The sequence below is a fragment of the Shimazuella kribbensis DSM 45090 genome (genome assembly GCF_000428065.1).
In the GTDB taxonomy this organism is placed as follows: Bacteria; Bacillota; Bacilli; order Thermoactinomycetales; family Thermoactinomycetaceae; genus Shimazuella; species Shimazuella kribbensis.
On the sequence record NZ_ATZF01000006.1, the window covers coordinates 154,384 to 179,666 of the forward strand.

The window sequence follows — 25,283 nt, forward strand, 5'->3', positions numbered from 1 at the left end:
AAAAGCCGCCACCAGCGATGGTGTTTTTTTGATGTACCAAAAACGAAACGTTAATTATGCCTTTTATACTGTTTTCTAGTTGTGATCGAACCAAACTCGTCACATTCTCATATAGAACATGACTAATTTAATGCTTTTTTGGAAAAGTTTTCAGATAAGGTAATATCACTCCACTTTTAAGCAAAATGGAAGAGTTGGGCTGGATTAAACGGGAACAGAAATGGAAAACAAAATATCTTTCATTGACTGAGCAAGGAAAAGAGTTATTTCATGAAGTGGTTCCGAAACAAGAACAATTTCAGGCATCACAATTTTGCGAATTGGATCGAAAGGAGAAAAAACAGCTTCTTGACTTACATAGAAAAATTCAAAAATAAACATTAGGCAAATTTACTAGGAGGTAAATATTATGAAATTCAAAGGAATTCATCATGTATCTGCATTAACAGCAAAAGCTCCTGAAAACTTTGATTTTTACACAAAGGTGTTAGGTCTTCGATTAGTTAAGAAAACAGTCAATCAGGATGATCCTTCCGTTTATCATTTGTTTTATGGAGATGAGAAAGGAAATCCTGGTACAGAATTGACGTTTTTTGAAATTCCTATGCTTGCACAAAATCACGAAGGTACTAACAGTATTTCTGCAACCTCTCTTCGTGTCCCAAATGATCAGGCTTTAGTTTACTGGAAACAGCATTTCGAAGAATTAAATGTAAAGCATGAAGAAATCACAGAACGAGCAGGGCGGTCTACTTTAGCTTTCAAAGATTTTGAAGAACAGCGATTAATTTTAGTGTCCGATGAAAATAATGAGGGAGTTCAAGGTGGAGTCCCTTGGGAAAAGGGGCCAATCCCAAAAGAATATGGAATTATCGGATTAGGGCCAGTTAAATTAACCGTACAATATGCCAAATCAACAGTAGGTGTTTTAACTGAGATGATGGGATTCCGTAAAAAAGGAAAATATCCATCTCCAGTAACGGGCCAACCAGACATTTTAGTATTTGAAACTGGTGAAGGGGGAACTGGTGCTGAAATCCACGTAGAAGAAAGAATGGACCTCCCACCTGAACGCCCTGGACGTGGTAGTGTACATCATGTAGCATTTCGCGTAGAGAACGAGAAAGAATTACGTGAGTGGATCAGTCGAATTAACGAAGCAGGACTTTCGAATTCCGGATTCGTTGATCGCTTTTACTTCCGTTCACTCTACTTCAGAGAACCGAATGGCATCCTTTTCGAATTAGCAACTGATGGACCTGGCTTTGCTACAGATGAAGATATCAATCATCTAGGAGAATCTCTCGCACTACCTCCATTTCTCGAACCAAAAAGGGAACAAATAGAGACAAAATTAAAACCATTGAATACAAAAGTACAGTAATTTCTTAAAAGTGATAACAAAAGGAAGTACTACAATTTTAGTAGTGCTTCCTTTACATTTTTAATAGTAAATTTCAATGATTTTATTATTTCTTTTCACAACGTACATTTTTAGATTGTACATCTGCCATCTAGGAGCCGCTTGCAAGTTTCATCCCTATAAGAGAGAGAAATTGACGGAATGTTTCACGAATTAATACACGAGTAATACATTTCTATCTCTTCTGTCTGTGAAATTTTATGTTATAAATCACGTTCTCTATCCGCCTACTATTAATAACAAAAAGATGTTAATCGCTATCCACTAGAATATGTTATTAACTGCAAAGTAGATTCTCCTAAACGAAAAACTACTTATTTAGTTGGCGAAACTCTTTAAAAGGCATAACAACTGAGAGTGTATATAACCATAAGTAGCGTTTTTTGTTTGTTGTAGCATGGAGTATAGCTGATCTTTGATCGTCATTTCTTGTTGTCTCCTTTAACTCCATCGGTTACAATGGGCTTATCTTAGTTATTTTTCTTTTGCTCGCTTCGGTGTTGGAACACCTTAACGGGCTTGATTGTTTTGCTGCAAATGCTTGGCAACTTATTGTTACGTTTGATCATGTTCATCTCCTTCGAGAAAGGTTGTTATACATGTACGATTTAGATTTTGAACAACAAATTAGTATCATTATTAAAAGCCTTGGTAAAATCGATGAACGTCTAGAGCGTATCGAGAAAATCCAAGAAGAACATGGAAAACTGTTATCTCATCTCGTCATCTCACAAGAAGCGAAATGAAATTTTGGAACTTCTTTCGCGTCGATCCATCAAACAAGAAGCTGAAATTAAAGCTATTAAGAGACCTGCAATCTAGCCCAATGGGCTTTTTTTTGTTGGAACGAACGTCCTATTACTACGAAGACTTTCACTGTAATAAGCTTTTATTCCAGCTTCAAACCATTCCTATTTCTATTCCTAATCAAAAAGAATCCAATTTTGTACAATTAATCCATTCGATGATAGGTACTTTCTTTTTCTAAGTTTTTATCGGAAAAAAATATAAATAAAAGTTTTTATATGCTGAATACCTATAGAAATCTATGTAATCCCAATGATATATCCAATAAAATATGATTAACAAAACAAAAGGAGATGTATCCAAATGACAGTAACAGTAAAAGAAACTACCGAAAATAACGAATTGAGATTTTTCACAACAGGTGACGGCATCCAAATTGCCTATCAGTTTGATGGAGAAGTCGACGCACCTGTATTGATGCTAGCAAACTCGATCGGAACTACATACCACATGTGGGATGGCCAAATCGCCGAATTAACAAAGCACTTTCGTGTCCTGCGGTATGACTTTCGTGGACATGGTTCCTCCGATGTGCCTTCAGGAGCATATTCCATTGATCGAATGGGGCGAGATGTGATCGAGTTGCTCGACTCTTTACAAATTGATCGAGTACATTTCTTAGGATTATCATTAGGCGGTGCAGTCGCTCAGTGGTTGGCTATTCATAATCCTGAGAGGATCGACAAGTTGATTCTCTCCAATTCTTCCTCATACTTGGGGCCAGCGGATCAATGGGATTACATGATAAACTCTGTTTTGAATGCGGAAGACCTCTCATGGCTTGCTGACATGTTCATCGGAAACTGGTTCCCTAAACATATGCTAGAAAAAGAGAGTGGCATTATATCATCATTCCGTAATATGGTGTTAAACACTGATCCAACAGGATTTGCTGGAACTTTCGCTGCGATTCGCGACTTGGACCTGCGAAGAACGGCAGCACTTATCACAAGTCCAACATTGGTAATCGCTGGTGAACACGATACTGTAACTCTCCCTAGCCACGGAGAATTAATTGCTGCCACAGTGCCAAACGCAAAATTCGTCTTGTTACCTTCTGTTCATTTATCGAATGTAGAACTTTCCGATGACTTTTTGAAAATCGTAATTGAATTTTTGCAATCCAAATAACAACAGCAAACAGACTTGAGTTGCTAAATCAGCAGCTTCAAGTCTGTTTGTCGTTCCTGTTCCATCCTCCTGAGTTTCTGCTTACGAACAACAACAAAAACTAGGTTAATCAACCATAACCAAATCTCTGGATGCTAGCTAGTTGGATACGTTTCTTGTAAAAATGCGATAGATTGATTTATCAGTGCTTTTAACACATCCACATCAATATCTGCTACTTTATTGATGTACACACATGCTTTTCCAGATGTATGTTTACCTAAGTCCTTTAATAATTCCTCTCTCTTTTCCTCACCCGGCGCAAAATAGAGACTAATCTTGGCTTTACGTGGGGAAAAACCAACTAGTGGAGCATCCCCTTCATGACCAGAGGCATATTTATAGTGATAGGTACCAAATCCAATAATACTCGGTCCCCACATCTTTGCTTCATATCCTGTCGTTTCCGTAAAAATTTCTAATAACCGATAGGCATCTTCCCGTTTTTTCGGGCCTTCGACATTTTCAATAAACTCGATCACACTGTTGTTTGTTTCCTTTGTTTTTAGTTCGTACATCATAAGAAAAGTACCTCTCTTCTAATACGCGTGAGTTTAGAGGTTCGCTCGTGCGCTCACCACTTTTATTTCATATGCTTCCAACCATGCTATCTTTTCAAGAATAAGTCGGAGAAAATGACTAGTACTTAACCAATAAGTACCTCTTCTTTTGGATAATTAATTGTACGCTTCTCTTCTCGTGATAGGGAGAGCAGTACTGTGATCGGACCAATTTTACCGATAAACATCATCACGCCAATAATTATTTTGCCCCCCATAGAGAGATCAAAGGTGAAATTTGCCGTTAATCCCACTGTTCCAAAAGCGGATATTACTTCAAACAGACAGATGATAAAAGGTGCATCTTCTGTGATAGTCAATAAAAATACCGCCAAAGCGATAAACATTAAAGAAACAAAAGAGATTGCTAAACAATTTATAATTAAGGAAGAATCGATCGATTTACGAAAAAGATGAATACTTCTTTTTCCTTTTAGATAGGAAATTACCGAGAGAAGAATAACAGTGAAGGTAGATACTTTGATTCCTCCACCTGTAGAAGTACTTCCCGCTCCAACAAACATAAACAGACACATAAAAAATAAGGTATATTCCTGTAGACCTCCAATATCGATAGTGTTAAAACCAGCTGTTCGTAATGTAACGGATTGGAAATAAGAAGCCCATAATTGCTCATTTAAAGGTAGGTTACCCATCGATTTTGGATTCTGAAATTCAAGTAAAAATAGGATGATCATACCAGAAAAAATCAAACAAATGGTACCTATGATCATCACCTTGGAATGCAGACTCAATGAATGGAAACTTCGTTTGTTCCAAACATCAAGTAAGACAGTAAAACCAATCCCTCCAATGATGATTAAGGACGATACAATAAGCAAAATAAAGGGATTATCGTTCTGACGTATCAGGTTATCTGGCCAAAGTGCAAATCCAGCATTATTAAAAGAGGCAATACTATGGAAAACCGAATAGTAGAGGGCATATTTCCAGTTCATCTGGAAAATCCAGTTGATAAACAGAGCGAGTGCCCCAATGGCTTCAAAAAGAAACGAATATAAAATTAGCTTTTTTACAAGGGTCATAATATTTCCAAATCGATCTTGATTGAGCGAAAAAGATAAGATATGACGTTCTTTCATGGATAATCGTTTCCCCAGCAACAGAAAGAAAATGGTAGCAGAAACCATTATCCCTAAACCACCTATTTTTACTAATAGGAGTATGACAATCTGTCCAAATAAGGTGAATGTTGTTCCAACATCTGTTGTCGCTAAACCTGTGCAAGTAATGGCAGATGTAGCCATGAACCATGCATCAATCCAATCGATAGATTTTTTAGTTGCAATTGGTATTTTTAGTAATATTGTTCCTAAAAATAAAATAAACAAAAAAACAAGTATCAAGATTTGGGAGGTATTTAGACGAGTCTTTTTGATCACATTAAACACCTTCTTCAAATCGTTGGATCGCAGTATTACGACCGATAACCACGAGAATATCGCCCTTCAAAATAAGTTCATTTGGAAGAAGGGAGATTTTCACGACATTATCACGTTTGATGGCAATAATATTGCAGCTATATTTATTTCGAATGTCTAATTCCGAAATCATTTTGTTTTCTATTTTGGGAGAAGCCACAATTTCGACAATACTGTGCTCTTTGGAAAGCTCAATGTAATCGATAATGTTATCTGAGTTTATATAATGCGCAATTCTCTTGGCCATATCCCTTTCTGGGTGTATCACTTGATCTGCTCCAATTTTGTTCAATACTTTTTGATGACTGTCATTGGATGCTTTTGCCCAAACTTTCTTTACTCCCATTTCTTTGAGTAGGAGTGTTAACAGTATACTTCCTTCTATATTCTCACCAAAAGAAACAAATACATGATCAAAATTCGTAATATCAAGCATTTGTAAAGCAATTTCATCAAGATTAGATATTTGTACAGCATTGATTCCGAGTTTTCCATATTCGTCGACCTTTTTATGATCAATATCCACTGCCAGTACATCAATGCCGAGCTGATGAAACTCTTTAACTAAACCCCCACCAAAACGTCCTAATCCAAATACGGCAAATTGACTGTTCTTCAAAACAAGTATCTCCTCTATAAGTAAGGTAGTTTCAAGAAAAAAGTTTATTATCATGCGATAGGATAATGGAGACAAATACAATTTAGGTTTTTGTAAAAGTTTAACTCGTAATTTGGTCTTATGGATACCTTACTGAATTAAATTATATAGTCAAGCTTTACACCTATTCGGTTTGTATTAAGATGAAATATTGCAAGGTTCTTAATGAATAAAATAAAGATCCATTTGGATCTATTTGACTCATTATGCACTTAGTTTTGCGTAATTGGAATCGAGCTATTAGATTGTAAATTTGTTCCTCCTTCTGGTCTTTCTTTACTACTGATCATAAAAATATATATTCGTTAAGTGATATTACTAAGTAGTTTGTTATAGGTCGAGAAATATTGGGAACACTTGAATGAGAAGTAATTATCATCTATAATTCAAGTATTCAATTGAATGAAAAAGAGGTGCCTATATGAAACAAGCCACAACTGCAAGAGTTTTTAAAGATAGATTGTATCAACAATATGCTCGAATCGGAAAATGTTTGTCCAGCGACAAAAGACTTGAAATATTGGATTTACTTTCCAACGGGCCAAAATCGGTGGAAAACTTGGCTAAACAGACAGAAATGAGCATTGCCAATGTTTCCCGTCATCTTCAAATTTTGTTGGATGCAAGGTTAGTGAAGTTCAACAAGAAAGGGACATATGTTATTTATACTTTAGCTGACCCTGAGGTTGGTAATTTTTTGATGTCTTTATGGCGTATTTGTGAAAATCAACTTGCAGATATACCACGTATTAAAGAAGATTTCTTAAAACATTATCAAAATTCGCAAGCCCTTACAAAGGACGAATTGATTGAAAAGATGGAAGCAGGCACAATTATTCTTTTAGATGTTCGTCCAAAGGACGAATTCGAAGCTGGACATATTGCAGGTGCAATTTCTGTTCCGATAAAAGAACTTGATCATTATCTACAAAATTTGCCTCAGCATGTTGAAGTTGCTGCTTATTGTAGAGGACCATATTGTGTATATACAGCGCAGGCTGTTGAAAAAATACAACGTGAGGGATTTAAAGCATACCGCTTAGAAGAAGGTGTTCATGAGTGGCAAATGAGTAGCAATTGAAGCATTCGTTCCTCTTTATTTTTGTGGCCAGAATACAGCCAAAACGAAAAAACACACTATTCTTTCTTTCGGAATTTCGAAAAGAGAGGGTGGTGTTTTTTCATTTAGTTAAAACATGAATTGAAAACAGTTGAAGTATGGGATCAATTTTTGTTTACACCATTTCCTTCTTATGATAGATACTTAAAAGAATTAATTATTATTAAGACTAAGCTTTGTTTTGTATCCACTGGGATTGGCATGCTTTATTTTGCGGTCTATGGTAGCAACCCTGTCACTGGGCCTGTTGGTATATGGATAGTGTATTGCTCGCTCAACAAGCTGATCCTCAATAAAACGCATCCTCTTAATTACCTTTCCTTCCTTATTTTTATCATAAACATTGTATTTTTTTTGTGGTTCAGCATCTGACCAAATTATATGTGCAATTAGATCATTCTTATGATGTTCTAGCCGATCTGTATTCATGTAACTTTCATCAGGCTGCCAGTCTCTTGGTAAATCCTCACTTTCCCTATAAAAGAACAAATCATAAATCCTGTTTTTGCTTTCTGTTACTTTCATTTCTTCTTCAACTGGGTGTTCCTTACTGTATTTTTCAAACAATTCTTTCAATTCTATTAGATCTTTTGGTGGATTTAGAATCATATAATGCTTTTTAACAGTCACCTCTTCTTCATCCTTTTTACCAAAGATCTCTTTTGTATTGTCAATTTCGAAAATCTTTGTTTCCCCACTTGATTCCTCATTCTTCTTACATCCAATTAAGTTTAATGGAATTAAGAATATACCAATCATCAAAACTATAATTTTTAAATTAACTTTAATCACTCCATTTTCCCCCAAATAGTACATCCATCTCCATTACAGTAAAGGGCTTATATTTCCCATTATATTCATCATAATTCTGTAAGACAAACCGGAAACGGAATCCCGCTAATTAGATTACTTTTAAATTTGAGATAAGTCGTATGGCAAACCCTTTCCTCTTTTATGGATTTATTAAAGTAAAAAATTATCAACTTTCTCGCTAACGATATAGGGATAGTGAAACGGATCGCGCTCTAGTCCGTCAGGTAGATTCCATTATATGGTTCCATTTCCCCTAAGTCGCCGGATGCCGGTTCTATCCCTTATAAATAGAATAAAGATCAACAATACCATACGATTGGACTTATATAATTTTTGGGACGATCTCTCTCGTGATACAGGTATGACAAATCGAAGTTGCTGGATAGAGCCATGTTTTTTTATTAAAAGAGTTATAAGAAAAGAAGGCATACAAAGTGTACAACAACTTATATTAAAAACCCAAGCACAAAAAGACCTCGAAAAATGAGGTCCTTTTTTATTCTTCCGAATGTTATATTATATAAAATAATGAATTTTCCAAAAGGAGAAATATAACCATGTCCTCTCTTGTGTGGTTGTCTATTGACATTGTTGTATTTTGTGCTCTGCTGATCAGTATGGTATTAGTTGTTACACCCCATACTCCAAAACCAAAGGAAGAAATGAAACGGGTAATAATTTACCTTATCATCATTCCTGTATTCTCTCTTTTTATGATATGGGTGTTTATGCCTTTGATTCTATTATGGTATGAGTAACATTTGGGTGAATTTACTGGTAGTGAGGCGTATGAAGAAGAAAAGACGCAGGTGCCAGTGGTACCGTTCATCCAGGCGATGGGCATGACGGATGGCACCAAGATACTTGTATCGTTACTTTTATTGTCATCATTCATGATACTTGTATCTATATCATTATGATCACTTTTGACTTTGTTTGTATTAGTAAGAGCATCTGTTTAGCGGCCTTAAAATCTTGAGCTTTGGCGAATTTCAAAACCATATTCAATTATTCAATATTTTAGTTGAATATGGTTTTTTTCTGATATATAATTCAATTAATCAATTGAATACAAAATAAAGAAAGGTTGAATTCATGACATAACCACTTCTCAAACGGAACAAGGTAAAACAATCATAAGCTAACTATATTGGTTATTACATTCCACAAATCGAATTTAGAAGTATGTTTTGATGTAAAGTTTTATTTTTTCCATGGTAATTGGTATCACACTACCATGCGTAAATGAATGTATAGAAGTATATGAAAATCCCATAAGAAAAGGAAGGTACAAAATGGCTCTTAAGCAGGTAACGGATGCAACTTTTAAAAAAAGTGTACAAAATGAAGGATTAACAGTAGTCAACTTCTGGGCGCCTTGGTGCGGTCCCTGTAAAATGTTTGCACCTGTTCTCGAGGTCTATGACTTGGAACAACGAGATGATGTAAGAATTCTTAAAATAAACGTGGATAAAAACGAGAAAATCGCGTCCTTCTTTAGAGTAATGTCTCTTCCCACCACGATTTTATTTAAGGATGGAAAACCAATTGATAAAAAAATCGGTTTTCTGCCCAAAGAAGCGTTGGCAGGGTGGATATCTGCAAATAAATAATCTGATATTTAAGATAATGATTGGAGAAAAAATATGAAAGAAACTTTTTTAGATTTAAAATCTGACAACATCAGAGACAATAAACCGAATAAAACGCGCTTTGCATTTACGATTCTGGCTATCGTGCAGGCGACCTTGATTTTTACAATTGCCCTGATCATCGTGCCACTGCCCAAGATTGCCAGCGAGTTTGCTCTAAGCTCGGCGAATTTACTACTTGTCCAAGTGGCTTATGGATTACCATTCAGCGGTCTTCTACTGTTTGGTGGGCGATTAGCAGATCGTTATCGCGGACGGCTGATGTTTGTGATAGGACTCATCATATTTGGGGGGGCATCTGTAATTGCCGCATTTGCCCCAAACTTTGAAATGTTGGTAAGCATGCGTTTCATACAAGGTATCGGAGCAGCACTCACAGCGCCTGCTGCATTGGCGGTATTGCGGACGTTATTTCCTGATCCAGCAGCTTTCGGCAAAGCCATGGCCATATGGGGTGGGGTACCTTTTCTCGGCGCAATTATAGGATTCGTTATTCCTGGTATACTAACAAATTGGATATCTTGGCGGTGGATGTTTGTTTTTCCGATTGTGGTTGCAATAGTAGCCTTAACTTTAACACGCAAATTGCTGCCGATTGGCTATGACAACACTTCCGTTAAACAACTAGGACTTGATCCAGTTGGGGCTGTACTCGTTACCTTGGGTATTTCGCTGGCTAGTTATGGTTTGATTGCAAGCGGTGACTATCCATGGACATCTACTACTGTGTATGGACCACTGGCTGTTGGTATTGTGCTGTTAGTAGCTTTCCTCCTGGTTGAACGAAAAGTACGTGATCCTTTGCTTCCGCCTGGCTTCGTTATAGAACCTCGTCGTATAACTGGGCTACTGGGAATATTCTTGGCTGCAGCAGGTTCTATGCTGATCGAATATATTCTAACCCTCTACCTTCAGCAGATTAGAGGATGGTCATCGTTGGAAACAGCAGTCTCATTCCTGCCTTTTCTGATAACGATGATTGTAGCTAACCAAGTCGCAGCATCATTAGTTTCCCGATTCGGAGTAGCACGTATTACTACTGTAGGAGGAGTTATCGCGGCTATTGGGCTTGGTATTCTAGCTAGTATCAACCCTAATACAGTGTATGTATACAGCTTGTTGCCTGGCCAGATATTTCTGGCGATGGGTATCTCATTTGTCCTTTCGGGTGCAGCGGTTCTTTCCATGACGAATGTTCCACAACATCAAGCTGGTCTAGCAGGAGGTGTGTTGAACACAGCTATGGAGTTGGGGCCGACGGTGGGGCTCACGTTGTTAATGTCTGTAGCAGCGACACAAACGGATCTGGTTCAAGGCTATGCTTGGGCATTCGGAACAGCTGGGGCAGTTTATCTTGTAAATGCGGTTGTGTCGAGCATGTTGCTTCGCCGTAGATCTTCTGAGAAGTACCAACAAACCTAATTGTGAGTGCGCTTGATTGGGTTGTTTCACCTTTATTATAGACTGGTGGGAAATAACTCCATCATCGATATCAGCTTCGTAGCAGTTGTGTTGAATTTTACTACCGCATTGTGTGGGTGATGATGCATATTTGTCAGGCTGATCAGCTGATAAAGTTCGCAAGACAGGGTGGTCTTTCCAGAGGAGAGGCCACCTCTTTTATTCATCAACATTTCCTTGTGCATCTTCTTGTACATGTACATGTATTTCTTGCTGGCTGTGTCTTTACCGCTTCCATGATTTATATCGATCCCACTGCTTACCGCTTTTCTTATTCTTTTCGTTTCATGGTACTCTGGATTGCATTAGCAGCTCATGAGATTTTAGCGCAGTACATTTATATTCATCCGCCAACCAGTACCTCCATAGACCAAGCGAACATCGGGAGAATGGTAATGTATTATGGTGGAGATGTGATGGACGTTGCCATTATCTATTTGCTTTGTGTGCATTGGTTTAAAGCCACTCGTTTTCGTACCTCTGCTTTTTTCTCCTATGATTAATTCTCTACGATAGTTGTCACGGTGCTTCCTTCTTTCATACCCAGCTCATCTCCATATGAATAACTAAAATCCACATAATATTATGTCAAATTTAAATATTGATTATTCATATTTATATAAATAATGTTATAATTAATTTGTAAGATCCCCCACAGGAGAGGAGAACCACATGCCTCCAGGCAACACTCTGATTTGCAGGAATTGCGGTAAGATACCACTTACCACCATTTTCTGCGAAACGTGTCGCCTGTGTATCAACTGTTGTGGTGGTCACTAAGAACAGTTCTAGAGTCTAACGATTCTACGATCTGTTCCATCTGGATGATTTGCTGGCAGTGTAAACCCTGCTCGCAAGTGGAACTGGTACGCTAACAGCCGTTAGTAGTTGTTCCAATCCAGTGCCCCTCATTCTGTACAGGATGAGGGGCAACTAATTTTACAGATACTTTTTATGTATATAATCAAGACAATAATCAACATAAAAAAATGTAATCGGGAAATGTCCGTAATAATAGATCAGTTCCCTCCTTTCTTTCAAAAAATGTCATAACTGCGCCCATGTATATACGTCATCCCTCTATCCATTTTCACCACTTCCGCATCCAGCAGGACCAACTCAAATTTTCCCCCTGTTTCACTAGTGATCATCAGTTTGCTCACATTTCTCGTAGGAATGGATGGTTTTTGATACGGTTGATCTTCAAACGTATAGGTAATCTGAAGTTTATCTTCGGAAAGGGAAACTTTTGAACCACTATAAAGCCTCCATTGTGGCAAGCACTTCAATGCATCGACAAACGCTGTCACTTTCTCTTGGCAACCTTCGATTTGTATTTGTAACGCCATTATGATCTCTCCTTGTCCCATTCTTGCAATCGCCTGATCTCCATACGAATCAAAGCATGAATCCATCTTTCGTGATGATCCAATCCATATGGAAATAAATAGGTTACGATAAACCCTTTTCTCAACTGTCTCAGTTCTTCGATGATTTGCTGTTTATGAAAATACATATGGTCCACGGTATAATCGTATTTATCTGCTATGATCTGTAAAGTTTGGGTAACTTCAACTGGCACCGTTTTATTCTCAATCAGCCAATCCAAATTCATGGCTTAATTATAGATGCAGTCTTCCGTCTTTTCCCATTTTACGCGGATTTAACTTTGAGATTAAAATCTGGCAGTCTTACTACTCGTAACTCTTGATTTTATGGAAGAACTTCTATTTAGATCATCCTTGATTTCAAAATAGAAACTAAAATCACAATATTTTATTAAGTGCAGTCCCTTTATGGCATAATGGGTCAAATAGTATAATAAAGGGGCGTTATGACTTGGAGAATTGCAATCCTGATCATCCAATGGTTCGTTATGTACTTCGTAAAGTGAGGGCAGAACAAGGGCTTCGCTTAAAGGATCTAGAAGATTACCAGATTTCTTCTGCATCGATTAGCAATCTAGAGCGCGGTGAGGTTAAGACGCGGGATGGAACATTTGAGTATTTGTTGAAGAAACTAGGGTTGAATCAAAAGAAATTGAGAGAGTTAGTAGAAAATGAGAAAGAAGAAATCGAAGAACTACAGTTTACATTAGAATGTGTGGAATCACTCTTAGAACAAGGGATCAATGAACCCGCGATAAAACAACTAGAGCAAATTCAACTAGAAGATTTTCATCCATTAATATCTTATTTCTGCTATCTAGAAGGCTACTATAATAGAAGATTGAAAAATTGGCCTCAAGCGCGTAAAAGCTTTCAAAAAGGGATACGTCTATGTAGTCAACATAATCTAAAACCACAAGATAATATTCTAGCTGCTTGTTACAATCAACTAAGTATTTGTAGTTATAACCAACATAACTTCTCTCAAGCAATTGCTTTTGCAGATCAAGGTTTAAAGGTATTCGATGATACGCTGAAAAGAGAAGATATTCAATACTCCCTACAAAGTAATAAAATCCTTTACTTAATAAAATCATCCCAAATGAATTATGCTGCTCAAACTTTAGATAAACTCTGGAATTCTATCGATAAAATCAAACGAAAAGTTGTTGTAATTACCTTACACAAATTCCAATCTATCATACTGCGAAGTTGGGGGATGTATCCCAAGGCAACCATGATCTGCGAGGAAGGAATCAGATTCGCTAGCATTAATGGATTCCAAGATCAACAGCTTGACATTTTAAATATTTTGGGAAGCATCCTATTGGAACAAAATGAGCTTCATAAAGCTAAAAAACGTTTTCAAATGGTGCTTTTAATGGATCAAAAATTGGACTTCCCATTTGTTCATATTGATGCTCATACTTACCTTGCAATCTTACACTCTAAACAGAAAGATTGGCAAACGGCGGAAAGTCATGCAACTTCAGCCATTGAAATGAGTAGAAAAATAACAAATGATTTTCGATTAGCGAAGGCTTCCATTGTAAAAGGTGATATACTTTGCAAACAAATGAAATGGGAACAAGCGATACCTTTCTACCAAGAGACAATTAAAATAACCACTAAACATGGATTTATAAACAGAAAGTATACAGCTCTTTCTCGGTTATCACGTTGCTTTGATGTGTTGAATAATCATGTGGAATTGATAACATGTATGAAACAGATGCTTGAAATCCAAAATGACTTAAAAATTACAAGCGAGGAGGATGAGATATATGATTTCTTTTAATCAGTTGTTTATGGGGAAAGGTGACGAAACCGTAGACTAATTCTTTTTAATCAAGGAAGGGATTACTTATAAGAAAAATGAATATGGTCATAATACGGTTGAAAAATGATAATGGAGTTATAAAAAAGAGGTCTTTCTACAAATTTATAGGAATTCTCTTTTATTTAAAGTCACATATTTCACAGTTCGTTTCAACATAACAAAATATTTAATATAATTTCAATTTCTTATCGTTTTTTAACTAAAAATGTTTTATCTAGTGAAGTACATGAAGTTTCGTTTCAATCTCTTTTAAGTACTCTCTAAAACACAAAAACGAAAGAAACGAAAGATAATGCACCCTGTTAAACCCAATAATAAGACGAATAATTATATTTATCTAAAAAATAAGTATAAAAAGAGATTATCGATCCCCTATTTTTGTGCACTATTGGAGGGCGATGACTTCGTACTAATTTTTGATTTCAGATAATCCCGATAATTGAAGATGGGTTGAACCCATCTTTTTTGATTCAGATCATTTATTTTAAATAAATAAATAATTCCCCCTATTTTCATATTTCCACTTAGAATATTATTATTGTAAATCAACATAAATATCGTTGGATATTTATTAAATTTAAATTATAATAAATATAGTTTTGAACAAATTGATTTTTGATAACAGGGGGATTTATATGAAAAAAAGCAAAATACTTATTCCGCTGTTAACAACAAGTCTGTTGTTAACGGCACCTTTCTCCGCGACTTTCGCCCAGCCTGTCAAATGGACAAATGTAAATTCCTATGAAGAACAAAACGGGAGCAAGTTTAATAGTGAAAACTACGATTTTGTAAAATTTTCACAAATAGGATCAATATTAAAAGATATCGAGAAAAAATCCAACCGTGTAAAGGTAGAAATACGAGGGAAGTCAGCCAATGGTCAGCCTCTTTATGTCGTGACGATCGCTGATCCGACTACACAAGGGAAATTTGGACATTACAAATCTCTCCGGAAAAAAATGTTTAAGAATCAAGAAAAAGCCCAAGATTGGGTGAAGAATAATCCCGACTTTAAAGTTCCGATCATGATTAACGGCTCGATCCATGGAACCGAGTTCGTTGGCACGGATGCAATTCTTCAGCTCATTGAACGATTTGCTACTCAAGAAGATCAGGTAACCAAAAAAATCTTGAACAACAATATTTTAATTTTTAATGTGGTTCAAAATCCGGACGGACGGGTTAATGCCACCCGTTTTAATGGAGCTGGATTGGACTTGAACCGTGATTTTATCACTCAATCTCAACCAGAAACCAAAGAAACAGTAGAGTTAATAAAAGAATGGAATCCATTGGTATTTTTAGATACTCACGGCTATGTAAAAGATTATGCACCAAATAAACAAGGATTAATCGAACCTAGTACACCTCCACATAATCCGAACTACGAATATGATCTGTTTAGTAAGTGGGCCAACCAACAAGCAGAAGCCATGGAATCAGAAATTATGGCAAACAAGGATAAATACCAAGGAAGCCTATATCAAAATATGACAGGCACTTACATCCCACAACGTGATGATAATGCTGGTTGGGATGATTATCCACCGATTTTCACACCTATGTATGCACTGTATCATGGATCTTATGGTCATACATTAGAAGCTCCAACGAACGATCTGGATGGGGTTCGTTGGATGTATAATGCAATTATGGGCGCATTAAATCATGCTACCAACAATAAACAGCAGATGATCACAGACCAAATCGAAATCTTTAAACGGGGAGTTAATTTCGATCATCCTTATCATCAAGCTGGATTCTTCCCACACGCGTATATTTTGCCAGTTGATCCAAAAGACCCAACGGTAACGCACAAAGCGGTGAATCATCTGTTAAACAATGATATCGAAGTAGTACAAGCTTCTGAAGCATTCACAGCAGAGGGCAAGTCCTATCCAAAGGGAACTTATATCGTAAAAATGGATCAGGCCAAAGCTGGACTAGCTAACACTATGCTTTGGGATGGAGAAGATATCACGGATGACACACCTGTCATGTATGATATTTCAGCCTGGAGTTTACCAGAACTGTGGGGATTTGAAGCGGTAGCAGCAAAAAGTCCAGTAGCAGTTAAAACCAAGGATGTGAAGCAAGTAACTGACCAAGGATCTCTTGCTGGAAAGGGTCCCTATCTGATCCCGAACAGTTCCGTGAAAGCGGTTAACTTGGTAAATACTTTGTTGAAGCAAGGTGTATCCATCAAGCGTGATACGAAAGGTAATTTCTATGCAGAAGCTACGGCAGCGGCAATCTCCTCTGTTGTGAAAAATTCTGGTCTACACCTTGAAACAGCTAGCATTCCAAATGGTGCTGTATCAGTATCCCAGTTGAAAGTAGCCATTTTAAAAGATGGAGGAATGGGGAAACAACAATCACATTCCGGAACGAAGCTAGCTTTGCAGAGACTCGGTTTCCAAGTGACAGAACTGACACCTGTTGAAGTAGCGAACAAAGGTCTTGAATCTTTCGATGTCTTTGTATACAGTGGGACGGAAAATCTGATTTCGCTCAACTTAAGTGAGGCGAATAAAGAATTCGGCTTGCAAGAAAGTACTCAATTGAATGAATTTAAAAAGAATGTAGGAAACTTTGTAAATAAGGGCGGAAAATATATTGCTATCGGTTCAGGAGCATCCCGAGCCACCAAAACCCTTGGACTGACTGACGATACCATTAATATCGGAAATTCCAACAGTAATGGCATTGTAAAAGTGAACTACAAAGACAGCGGTTTCACAGCCGGATATAATTCAAACGATCTTGGTTTTGTCTACCGCCCAACTTGGTTTACAGGTGATGGTATCCAGAATGACAATGTACTAGCAACCTATGCAAATTCCTCTGACTTCTTCGTAGCAGGTCACTGGGCAAATCGTCAAGCGGCTCAAGGTCAGCCGGTTATGGTAAAAGAGCAGGGCAAAGATGTAATTTTAATCGGATTGGAGCCAGGTTTCCGCGATCATACCGACTACCTATTCCGTCTCCTTTCTAATGCAATTTTTCAAAAGTAATTCTCTATCTTGAACAATCAATCCCCCACCAACTTCGTTGAGGTGGGGGATTCTGCATGAAGGGAACTCTCCACGAGTAAATATGGCAAGAGCCACCTAGGTATGATAAGCTTGCCCAAGAAGAAAAAAAGATGATCAAAGAAGGATGCACAATCGCTGGTGTAAGTCGTTCCGCTTTATATCGTGAATTACAAGCGCGTAGGATCACCCGTTGATCTTGATGCGCTTTTTATTTTGAAAAATTTTCAGATCTGGTTCACACGGGGGAGAACAATGATAGCTAACTTAAATGACTATTTTAGAGAATTAATGGTGTATATTCCTAAAGGAGAAACACGCCTGCGAGATTTTCTAAACGAGCAAAAATGGATTAGTTCAAATTATAAGTTTGGAATTCCAGGTATTAGAAAAAACCTAAAGGAAGTTATTTGGGATGTTGAGATAGAGCCGTTTTATCTTGCTAAATATACAGTGACAGAAGAACTTTTCGCAATTATTATGGGAGAGAAATTTGCAACAACGACTAAATCCCAAAAGCCAGTTGTTGATGTTTCATGGCTAAATGCAGTGAATTTTTGTAATTTATTGTCGGATGCAATGGGTTTTGATAGATTTTATAGTTTTGATAATGCGAGTAACGAAGTTGTTTGCAATTATGGTACGAATGGTTTTCGTTTACCAACAGATGCTGAATGGCAATATGCATGTAAGGCAAACTCAAAAGGGTATCGATATGGTGAAATTGATGAAATCGCTTGGTATAAAGGCAACTCCAACGAAAGAGTACACGATATTGGCGGAAAAATGCCTAATGAATGGGGCTTACACGACATGATCGGGAACGTTTGGGAGTGGTGCTGGGACTTATATGATAAAGAAACCTTTGGTGCTTACAGAATAATTCGCGGCGGAAGTTGGGCAGAAGAAGAGCGAGGATGTGGAGCTACTTGTCGCCGCAAGAGTATGCCTGACTTTCATATCGATGATATTGGATTTAGAATCGCTAGGTCTATCCTTTCATCATGAAAGCGTTATGGATTGATAATGGACATTTACTCTGCACAGACTTACTTTATTCAGAATGGACAAAAACAGATGTTCAAGATTCTTTGTATAAATACTAAGACTTGAGTTACCTATATGGTTTCTCAGGTCATTTTTCCATTTATGGTTAAATGATATCCAAATCGATAGATACTCCTCTACACATCCCACCACCTAATCCCATATCATAGACAATTTGTTGTTATTGATCCCTTTTCATCAAAATAAAGTGATGAACAACGATTTATATCAAATAGTTTTTAGCCTATCTTTGTTCCATAACCTTTTTGCATCAAGTACTAAGTGGTTTAACCAATAAAATCAATCAACAACTGGTTAAACTTATCCCGTTCTTCCCAAAAGGTAGCATGACCGCTGTATCGAAACGGGACAAGCTTTGAATTTCTTATTTTTTGATGGGTTTCCTTCGCTTGGGTAAATGGAACTACTTTGTCGTGAATCCCATGAACAATTAAAGTAGGGACCGATATGACAGACAAGTCAGCATATACATTCTCATCCCTCAACAGAACGATGATGGCTGCAGTGGACCAACCAGCTGCCTGTAATCCCGTTTGAAAAAACCAGTCAGAGAATGGACTTGTTATATATTGAAAGAAAAATGTGTCCGTTACTCCCTGCAACATCTTTGGTCGGTCATTTAGTGTCTCATGAAGCAACTGATTCGCATTTTCTTTGTTTGCAAAACCCACAGGAGCTGCGGCGTTGATGAGGACAAGTTTCGATACGCCGTAACCGTTGTACCGAGCCATATATCGAATAGCAATTGCTCCGCCAGTAGAATGACCTGCAAGTATAAAATTATCTAATTGAAGGGAGCAGATTACATGGTGGATATCTTCCGCGAGTTGATCCAATGTGTAGCCATGAAATGGTTTGTCCGAATTGCCAAACCCTCTCCAGTCTATGCCTATACAGCGGTATCCCCTTGCCGGAAGCACGTCAAACTGATATTCAAACTGTTTGTGACTTAAGGGCCAACCATGTAAAAAAACGATGGTCTTGTTACCCTCTGGATTTAAATCTTCGACATATAAATTTACGCCTTGTTCTACTTGAACATAATACCCCACATCGTTTCCTCCTGTATTGGTAAAGTGGCTTCCACAAATAAGGTATTCACTTATGCAAGCATAGATGAACACCTATCTATATTTGGATTTCTGTCGATGGAAATGAGCGATTTTTATACTGCGGGATATGGGGTTATTCGGAAATAACAAATGGAGGTAGTAAAGTAGCAATCTTATTTGAGGACTTATGGGAGAAAATGAAATAATCCTATGTAGAACAGCAACCCTGTCACTAAATCTATATACTGTATTATCTGAATCTAATATAATATGAAAGACAGGTAACCCTTCTATGAAATGAGAACACATGTTGCGGAATACAGTGCTCATTCAAATCTTGATCGCCTACCTTCATAACTGCGGGCATTCAGGTGGGGCTTGGTGTCAAACTTGTGGAAGCTGCATTTCCTGCTGTCCACCTGGCAGTCACTAAAATCAGTTACTTGAGCTACTAACCTCGAGTAACCATGACCGGCTTCGTTTATCTTTGGATAAATGTAAGTCGGTCACTCCTTTATATTGATTCATTATTCTGTGATGGTATAAATGACCAGCTACCAAGTCATTGCTCCAAATAGAGAGGATAGAAGTATCTATGTTGATGATGTTGATAATGATACTACCTTTAGCTACGATTATCTTGTTAATAACTATCGTATTGTATAAATTTTATATTCAACAAAAAACCATTGAAACAGTTTACACTCCATTTGATTATATTACAGGGCAAGCCTCCAGTGAATTTCACGAAGAGAAAGAAGACAAAGAAGAAAACCAAGATAACGGAGATGACAAAGATAAAAGTTTACGATAAGAATATAGACTGAGCAAACAAAACAAACCCCACCTATTTCCCAAGCTCAAAATGTACTCAAACTGCTTATATGTAAACACCGTGCCTCCCAAGCGCATGTCAACAACAGCTACAACACGTCAAATGATACTTGTACATAGTGTGTGGTGATTGCAATATAAAAACGACTTCTGAAATCCAAAAGTCGTTTTTCTCCATCTAATTCACTCTCTCTTTCCTATCCCAGTGAACTGCGTACAACAGGATGTGAAGAAACGATTAAGCTGATGGTTGTGTTTCAGGGGAAGCAGGTGTGGGTACAGCAGAGACTGCTATCGCGTAAAAATGCTTTTCAGCATCTGCCTTTGCTCTGTAGTCAACTCCGCGTTGTACCATGCTTCTCCGGTAAATGTGGCTGCATATCTTTTTTTATACTCTGAGTTTATCTTGGCCTCTTGATATACTGTTTCATATATAGATGTACCACCACTGTACGCAGATATTACTTTAATCGTTTTGTCCTCCTGTTCTATTCTGACTAATCCTTCGGATTGAAGAGGTCCTTCTGATGCTGTCACGTCGTTGTGTGCAATATCTTTTTCGTTCACTACTTTAATGCCCAGTTTGCGCACATGACGATCTAATTCCACCATGTGAGGCAATTGGAGCCAATCGAAAACGTTGATGGTTGCACCGTTGCGCATAATGATTTTATATTTAAAATACCCATTGGGAATTTTATCCTCAGTCCAGTCGATCTTCTTCCTATCGATTGTCATTTCTTCCCAATTTTCATAATAATTAGTAGTAGGCGGTAGGTGCAGTTCCACATAAGCCACATCTTTCCAGCGAAAATACTGATGATCGATAACAATCCCCTCTGGCCCAGCGCGGTCGGCAAAGATCCAACCGATTGCGGTGCATGCTGCAAACAAGCAAAGGGCAATAAGCCATTTTAGCATCGTTTGAAATTGTTGCTTGATACACGCATACACTACTGCTGCCAAACAGGTTGCGATCAGGATGGTCATACTATCTCGTAAAAACGTATTTCCATTCCCTTCATATCCCTCGACTTTCGATGCAGTATCCTTATAATCATCTAGGTAAAATACAGCTTCTCGAATGTACCAGTCATCCGTTGTAAGGAGAATAAGGTGAGGACCAAACATACAACCCAGCAGAACAGTGCAGAGAAAGGTGGTGAAACCAGCAAATTTAGCCATATTTTAAAAAATCTCCCCTAAAAAGGCAATTTCCTGCGAAAATGTATACTGTACAGACCATAAAAATAACAAGAGTTCCCTTTTTGCGAGGAAAAAAAGAACTCCTCCGAGGACGGTTACGATAATGAGTACAGTATAAAAATGATCCCCACCAGCTGCATCTGCCGAATTTTTTTGTTCAGTCAGCCGAGGCTTCTCAGCAGTATCCTCTATAATCTCTGATATAGAATTTTTATCCGTATCATCAGGCTCCAGCTCATATTTAGGTTCTCCTCGCTCGAAAAGATGACGCAAATCGGCAACGTGATCGATATCATCGCTTTTTAAAATACGATCTAGGGCAGCGTATAGCTCCATCACATGCTGATATCGCTCCGTTGGCTCTTTTGTGGTTGCTTTTTGTAGCACATGATAGAGCGAAGCGGGTATATCGGTATTGATTTGTCTAGGATCGGGGAGCGGTTCCTGTATATGCTTCAGCAAAATGGTGACAGGTTCAGTGGAATCAAACGGTGGCTCGCCTGTTAACAGTTCATATAACACAATGCCGAGTGAGTAAATATCAGATTGCTTTGTTGCTTTCTCACCTTTCGATTGTTCTGGGGAGAGATAAAGCGTGGACCCTAACAATTCTCCTGATTTCGTTAAATTTGTCTCCGATGCGAGCTGACGAGCAAGACCAAAGTCGGATATTTTCACTTTTCCTAATTTCGATAATAAAATATTCGCTGGTTTGAGATCGCGATGAATCACATCTTCATGATGCATGTAGGATAAGCCACGGCATACTTGCAGTATGATCTGCAATACATCGCGTACGAGTAGAGGATGCTTGTTTTTTAGAAATTGATCCATGGAAACACCATCGACATAATCCATCACGAGAAAATGAATGTTTTGATCAATACTTGCATCATATATATTGACAATATGTTCATGTGTCATTTTCGCTAACGTTATCGCTTCTTTCACAAAGCGTTGTGCGAATGGTTGTGCTGTATGCGGCAAGGGGATTTTCACGGCAACTTTTCTAGCTAACTGCGTGTCCTCAGCCAAATAAACCGCAGCCATCCCGCCTTGGCCGAGCAGCTTGATGATGTGATATCGCTGATCTAGCGTTTTTCCAATCATACATCTTCCTCCATTGCCCGATCATTATTATAATATTATTATAAATATTACCATAAATCTTAATTATCGTGTTGAAAGTGTGCATGAGTATCAGTGTGATCTATGTTTTTCGTAGGGGAGGAGGGCGATTATTTTTCATTGCAAGCGTGATGAGTTCGATCAGGCGTATTAATTGTGCAGTTGTATTACTCAAAAGTTCAGTACAACTAAAGATATTCGACGTTATAGACTGGTGTCATTTGAGATACTCAAAATAGAAACCACTAGAGTAAATATCTAGTGGTTAAACACAGTTACCTATCCACTTCTAGATCACCTTGTCCGCCTTACTCTAAGATAGATAATCATTAAAGGAAGCATGGTAACTGCCAAAAACATTGCACTTATAATCATATAAACCGACTAGGACACTTCATCGTGCTTGTTTTTTAATTGCCTTTTTATCTCCTCTATTCTTTCTTCTATCTGCATTTTCACTTCGTATTTCTCCGGTTTTTGCAGGGAAAATGCTCCGTTTTGAAACATTCCGGTCTGAGCATAGGCAAATTCAAATTCATCATAGTCTTGTTGACTTGATAGAAAACCTGCATAGTAAATCTTTACTTTATAGGACTGCTTTTTCATCAAAATCGGGTTGGATGATCTAGTTGTGGATGATGAATTACTTGTATTAGTCGAAGATTTACTCACAGAAGAGCGATTGTTACTGGAAGAACTCGATGATTTTGATGAACTGGAAGAACTTGACGAACTCGCACGAGAGCTTGCACTCGAACCTGAACTAGATCCCGCTGCCCATGTCAGCCCTGTAGAGTGAAGTAAGAAAATAAAAAGAAAGCTTAAATAGACAAAAATTTTGTATAAAGTATGTATGTTAACCTCCTTTAAAAAGGCTATAACTTTATTATCCCAAATGAAGTTAAAAATTGAAATATTTCAAATATTCTTCCTACAAAAGAATCTCATCTCAATAAAGAACATGATTAAAAACCACTTCATTTTTCAGATCACCTCACTTAAAGATTCATGCCTTTCCGCTTTCCCCTATCTCGATCAATTGGAACTAAAAAATCAAAAATGTTCAGATTCCAATGGAATTATCTGCCCATTGTCAGCTATCTTTACAAAAAATTGCTTCATTTCCGCAATCATGCTATTATCATCCCAACATTTTAATCCCAAACGCATTTATGCGTTAATTTAATTTACAAATATAAAATTTTAGGAGTGTTGAATTTGAAATTAACAGATTTATCATTAATGGCAGATTCTCTTTGGATTTTCTTTTGTGCTGTTTTAGTCATCTTCATGCAAGCTGGATTTGCTCTGTTAGAAGCAGGTTCAACACGTATGAAAAATGCCGGACATATTGCTGCAAAACAATTACTTAGCTTTTCTATCGTTGCCATCGTTTTTTGGGCTGTGGGCTATGGTCTAACCTTCGGAGATGGAAAATGGATTGGAACCACTAACTTTTTCCTCTCTACACCAATACAAGCAGGAAGCATATCAACTGAAATTTCATTTTTGTTCCAATTTTCCTTTGCAGCTGTTTCTCTTGCTATTGCTTGGGGAGGCTTTGCAGAACGAGCGAAGTTAAGTGTATACATTTTGTTTGGTGCACTTTTTACTATTTTTATTTATCCTGTTATCGGACATTGGGTATGGGGAAATGAAGGTTGGTTGCATGAACTGGGCAAACAAGATTTTGCAGGCTCGACCGTAGTCCATCTCCAAGGAGGAGTAGCTGCACTTATCGCAACGATCATGCTGCGGCCTCGAACAGGAAAATACAATGAAGATGGGACAGTGAACGCCATTCCCGGGCACAATCAAGTATATTCTGTTCTGGGTGCGCTTATTATCTGGCTTGGATGGTTCGGATTTAATCCTGGGAGCACATTGACACTCAAAGATGGATTTTTCGGATACGTTGCACTTACGACAAATTTAGGAGCGACAGCAAGTGTACTAGGAGCCATCTCTATGGCCTATTTCCGTAAACAAAAATTAGAGGTATCCATCATGGTCAATGGTTTACTTGCTGGTTTAGTAGCTATTACTGCTTCTTGTGCATTTGTAGAACCATGGGCTGCTATTGTGATCGGGTTTATCGCAGGTGCAATCACGGTTGTATCTGCTAGCTTTCTTGAAAAGAGAGGAATAGATGATCCGATTTATGCTTTTTCCGTACATGGTGTAGCAGGAATTTGGGGTACAATCTCAACAGGTTTCTTTGCTTCCCCTCGTCTGGTAGAAAAAGTAAGGGTCGGTACATCTGGATTATTATATGGCGGCGGCTTTCAACAACTCGGGGTACAATTGTTAGGAGTAACAATCACGATCGTCTATGTGGCAGTTGTATCTTTTGTACTCTTGACTTTAATAAAAACATTCGTTGGTTTCCGCGTTTCTGAGGAAGAAGAACACAAAGGTCTCGACATTTCAGAACATGGCAGCTACGCATACCCAGAACATCATCTGCACTTGGTCGAAAAAGAAGAAGACAAAACTACTGTTGCTATCTCTACTCCAAAGGACATCTCTTACGCAAAAGCTTAAAAACAAAGACATAAAACAGACATTCCAAAGAGGATGTCTGTTTTTATATTTTAGTCTAAAAATTTAGTATATAATGAAGTGT

The 25,283-nt window shown here is 37.7% G+C and carries 25 protein-coding genes and 1 pseudogene; 16 read left to right on the forward strand and 10 right to left on the reverse strand.

The window, feature by feature from the left end:
• Positions 1–158: 158 nt before the first annotated feature.
• The 5 genes and pseudogenes from A3GQ_RS28020 to pcaD form a co-directional block, all read left to right on the forward strand.
• Positions 159–377, forward strand: a pseudogene (locus A3GQ_RS28020) (MarR family winged helix-turn-helix transcriptional regulator); the annotation flags it as partial.
• A gap of 32 nt (positions 378–409) precedes the next feature.
• On the forward strand, positions 410–1,384 hold the full coding sequence (locus A3GQ_RS0111090; RefSeq protein WP_028777103.1) for a ring-cleaving dioxygenase: 975 nt from the start codon (positions 410–412) through the stop codon (positions 1,382–1,384).
• Positions 1,385–2,022: 638 nt separating this feature from the next.
• Complete coding sequence (locus A3GQ_RS27700) at positions 2,023–2,169, forward strand: hypothetical protein (RefSeq protein ID WP_169818284.1); 147 nt, start codon at positions 2,023–2,025, stop codon at positions 2,167–2,169.
• A complete protein-coding gene (locus A3GQ_RS0111100; protein ID WP_028777104.1) occupies positions 2,166–2,411 on the forward strand; it encodes a hypothetical protein in 246 nt (81 codons plus the stop codon). The genes A3GQ_RS27700 and A3GQ_RS0111100 overlap by 4 nt, the downstream gene beginning before the upstream one ends.
• 122 nt (positions 2,412–2,533) lie before the next feature.
• Positions 2,534–3,361: a 3-oxoadipate enol-lactonase gene (gene pcaD / locus A3GQ_RS0111105; RefSeq protein ID WP_028777105.1), complete on the forward strand. Its 828-nt coding sequence runs from the start codon at positions 2,534–2,536 to the stop codon at positions 3,359–3,361.
• A 134-nt stretch (positions 3,362–3,495) separates the two neighbouring features.
• On the opposite strand, the gene A3GQ_RS0111110 is transcribed toward pcaD, so the two are convergent.
• The 3 genes from A3GQ_RS0111110 to A3GQ_RS0111120 all read right to left on the reverse strand — a co-directional run bounded on the left by A3GQ_RS0111110 (position 3,496) and on the right by A3GQ_RS0111120 (position 6,021).
• Entirely contained in the window at positions 3,496–3,918 is a 423-nt protein-coding gene (locus tag A3GQ_RS0111110; protein WP_028777106.1) for a DUF1801 domain-containing protein, read from the reverse strand.
• 128 nt (positions 3,919–4,046) lie between these two features.
• A complete protein-coding gene (locus A3GQ_RS0111115) occupies positions 4,047–5,363 on the reverse strand; it encodes a TrkH family potassium uptake protein (RefSeq protein WP_245596771.1) in 1,317 nt (438 codons plus the stop codon).
• Between the two features lies 1 nt (position 5,364).
• Positions 5,365–6,021 carry a potassium channel family protein gene (locus A3GQ_RS0111120; RefSeq protein WP_028777108.1) on the reverse strand — a complete coding sequence of 219 codons (657 nt, stop codon included), beginning with the start codon at positions 6,019–6,021 and terminating at the stop codon, positions 5,365–5,367.
• A 460-nt stretch (positions 6,022–6,481) separates the two neighbouring features.
• On the opposite strand from A3GQ_RS0111120, the gene A3GQ_RS0111125 reads away from it, so the two are divergent.
• Positions 6,482–7,141, forward strand: coding sequence for an ArsR/SmtB family transcription factor (locus A3GQ_RS0111125; RefSeq protein WP_028777109.1), 660 nt, complete (start codon positions 6,482–6,484; stop codon positions 7,139–7,141).
• A gap of 192 nt (positions 7,142–7,333) precedes the next feature.
• On the opposite strand, the gene A3GQ_RS0111130 is transcribed toward A3GQ_RS0111125, so the two are convergent.
• The gene (locus A3GQ_RS0111130; RefSeq protein ID WP_028777110.1) at positions 7,334–7,972 is read right to left on the reverse strand and encodes a hypothetical protein; all 639 of its coding nucleotides are present in this window, start codon (positions 7,970–7,972) and stop codon (positions 7,334–7,336) included.
• Between the two features lie 578 nt (positions 7,973–8,550).
• On the opposite strand from A3GQ_RS0111130, the gene A3GQ_RS0111140 reads away from it, so the two are divergent.
• The 4 genes from A3GQ_RS0111140 (at position 8,551) to A3GQ_RS24165 (ending at position 11,609) form a co-directional block, all read left to right on the forward strand.
• Positions 8,551–8,751, forward strand: coding sequence for a hypothetical protein (locus A3GQ_RS0111140; protein ID WP_028777112.1), 201 nt, complete (start codon positions 8,551–8,553; stop codon positions 8,749–8,751).
• 537 nt (positions 8,752–9,288) lie between these two features.
• On the forward strand, positions 9,289–9,606 hold the full coding sequence (trxA, locus tag A3GQ_RS0111145) for a thioredoxin (protein ID WP_028777113.1): 318 nt from the start codon (positions 9,289–9,291) through the stop codon (positions 9,604–9,606).
• 33 nt (positions 9,607–9,639) lie between these two features.
• A complete protein-coding gene (locus A3GQ_RS0111150; RefSeq protein WP_083964199.1) occupies positions 9,640–11,067 on the forward strand; it encodes an MFS transporter in 1,428 nt (475 codons plus the stop codon).
• 122 nt (positions 11,068–11,189) lie between these two features.
• Positions 11,190–11,609, forward strand: coding sequence for a cytochrome c oxidase assembly protein (locus tag A3GQ_RS24165; protein WP_051271618.1), 420 nt, complete (start codon positions 11,190–11,192; stop codon positions 11,607–11,609).
• Between the two features lie 534 nt (positions 11,610–12,143).
• On the opposite strand, the gene A3GQ_RS0111160 is transcribed toward A3GQ_RS24165, so the two are convergent.
• Together A3GQ_RS0111160 and A3GQ_RS0111165 are read right to left on the reverse strand one after the other, a co-directional pair.
• The gene (locus A3GQ_RS0111160; protein ID WP_028777115.1) at positions 12,144–12,455 is read right to left on the reverse strand and encodes a hypothetical protein; all 312 of its coding nucleotides are present in this window, start codon (positions 12,453–12,455) and stop codon (positions 12,144–12,146) included.
• On the reverse strand, positions 12,455–12,688 hold the full coding sequence (locus A3GQ_RS0111165) for a hypothetical protein (RefSeq protein WP_169818285.1): 234 nt from the start codon (positions 12,686–12,688) through the stop codon (positions 12,455–12,457). The genes A3GQ_RS0111160 and A3GQ_RS0111165 overlap by 1 nt, the downstream gene beginning before the upstream one ends.
• 257 nt (positions 12,689–12,945) lie before the next feature.
• Between A3GQ_RS0111165 and A3GQ_RS0111170 the strand changes: the two genes are divergently transcribed.
• From A3GQ_RS0111170 to A3GQ_RS0111180, 3 genes are all read left to right on the forward strand, one after another.
• Entirely contained in the window at positions 12,946–14,292 is a 1,347-nt protein-coding gene (locus tag A3GQ_RS0111170; RefSeq protein ID WP_028777117.1) for a helix-turn-helix transcriptional regulator, read from the forward strand.
• Between the two features lie 677 nt (positions 14,293–14,969).
• Positions 14,970–17,351: a M14 family zinc carboxypeptidase gene (locus A3GQ_RS0111175; RefSeq protein WP_028777118.1), complete on the forward strand. Its 2,382-nt coding sequence runs from the start codon at positions 14,970–14,972 to the stop codon at positions 17,349–17,351.
• A gap of 273 nt (positions 17,352–17,624) precedes the next feature.
• Positions 17,625–18,377, forward strand: coding sequence for a formylglycine-generating enzyme family protein (locus A3GQ_RS0111180; RefSeq protein WP_028777119.1), 753 nt, complete (start codon positions 17,625–17,627; stop codon positions 18,375–18,377).
• A 326-nt stretch (positions 18,378–18,703) separates the two neighbouring features.
• On the opposite strand, the gene A3GQ_RS0111185 is transcribed toward A3GQ_RS0111180, so the two are convergent.
• Positions 18,704–19,489: an alpha/beta fold hydrolase gene (locus tag A3GQ_RS0111185; protein ID WP_028777120.1), complete on the reverse strand. Its 786-nt coding sequence runs from the start codon at positions 19,487–19,489 to the stop codon at positions 18,704–18,706.
• Positions 19,490–20,090: 601 nt separating this feature from the next.
• On the opposite strand from A3GQ_RS0111185, the gene A3GQ_RS0111190 reads away from it, so the two are divergent.
• Positions 20,091–20,303, forward strand: a complete 213-nt coding sequence (locus A3GQ_RS0111190) for a DUF3951 domain-containing protein (RefSeq protein ID WP_245596775.1) — start codon at positions 20,091–20,093, stop codon at positions 20,301–20,303.
• Positions 20,304–20,614: 311 nt separating this feature from the next.
• On the opposite strand, the gene A3GQ_RS0111195 is transcribed toward A3GQ_RS0111190, so the two are convergent.
• The 3 genes from A3GQ_RS0111195 to A3GQ_RS0111205 form a co-directional block, all read right to left on the reverse strand.
• Positions 20,615–21,508, reverse strand: coding sequence for a hypothetical protein (locus A3GQ_RS0111195; protein ID WP_028777122.1), 894 nt, complete (start codon positions 21,506–21,508; stop codon positions 20,615–20,617).
• Positions 21,509–21,511: 3 nt separating this feature from the next.
• On the reverse strand, positions 21,512–22,639 hold the full coding sequence (locus tag A3GQ_RS24170) for a protein kinase domain-containing protein (RefSeq protein WP_051271623.1): 1,128 nt from the start codon (positions 22,637–22,639) through the stop codon (positions 21,512–21,514).
• Positions 22,640–23,041: 402 nt separating this feature from the next.
• Positions 23,042–23,263 (reverse strand): response regulator, encoded by a 222-nt coding sequence (locus A3GQ_RS0111205; protein WP_028777123.1) that lies wholly within the window; start codon positions 23,261–23,263, stop codon positions 23,042–23,044.
• 10 nt (positions 23,264–23,273) lie between these two features.
• Here A3GQ_RS0111205 and A3GQ_RS26975 point away from each other — a divergent pair, with 10 nt between their 5' ends.
• On the forward strand, positions 23,274–23,456 hold the full coding sequence (locus A3GQ_RS26975; protein WP_156877670.1) for a hypothetical protein: 183 nt from the start codon (positions 23,274–23,276) through the stop codon (positions 23,454–23,456).
• Between the two features lie 443 nt (positions 23,457–23,899).
• The gene (locus tag A3GQ_RS24175; protein ID WP_037464754.1) at positions 23,900–25,201 is read left to right on the forward strand and encodes an ammonium transporter; all 1,302 of its coding nucleotides are present in this window, start codon (positions 23,900–23,902) and stop codon (positions 25,199–25,201) included.
• Positions 25,202–25,283 lie beyond the last annotated feature (82 nt).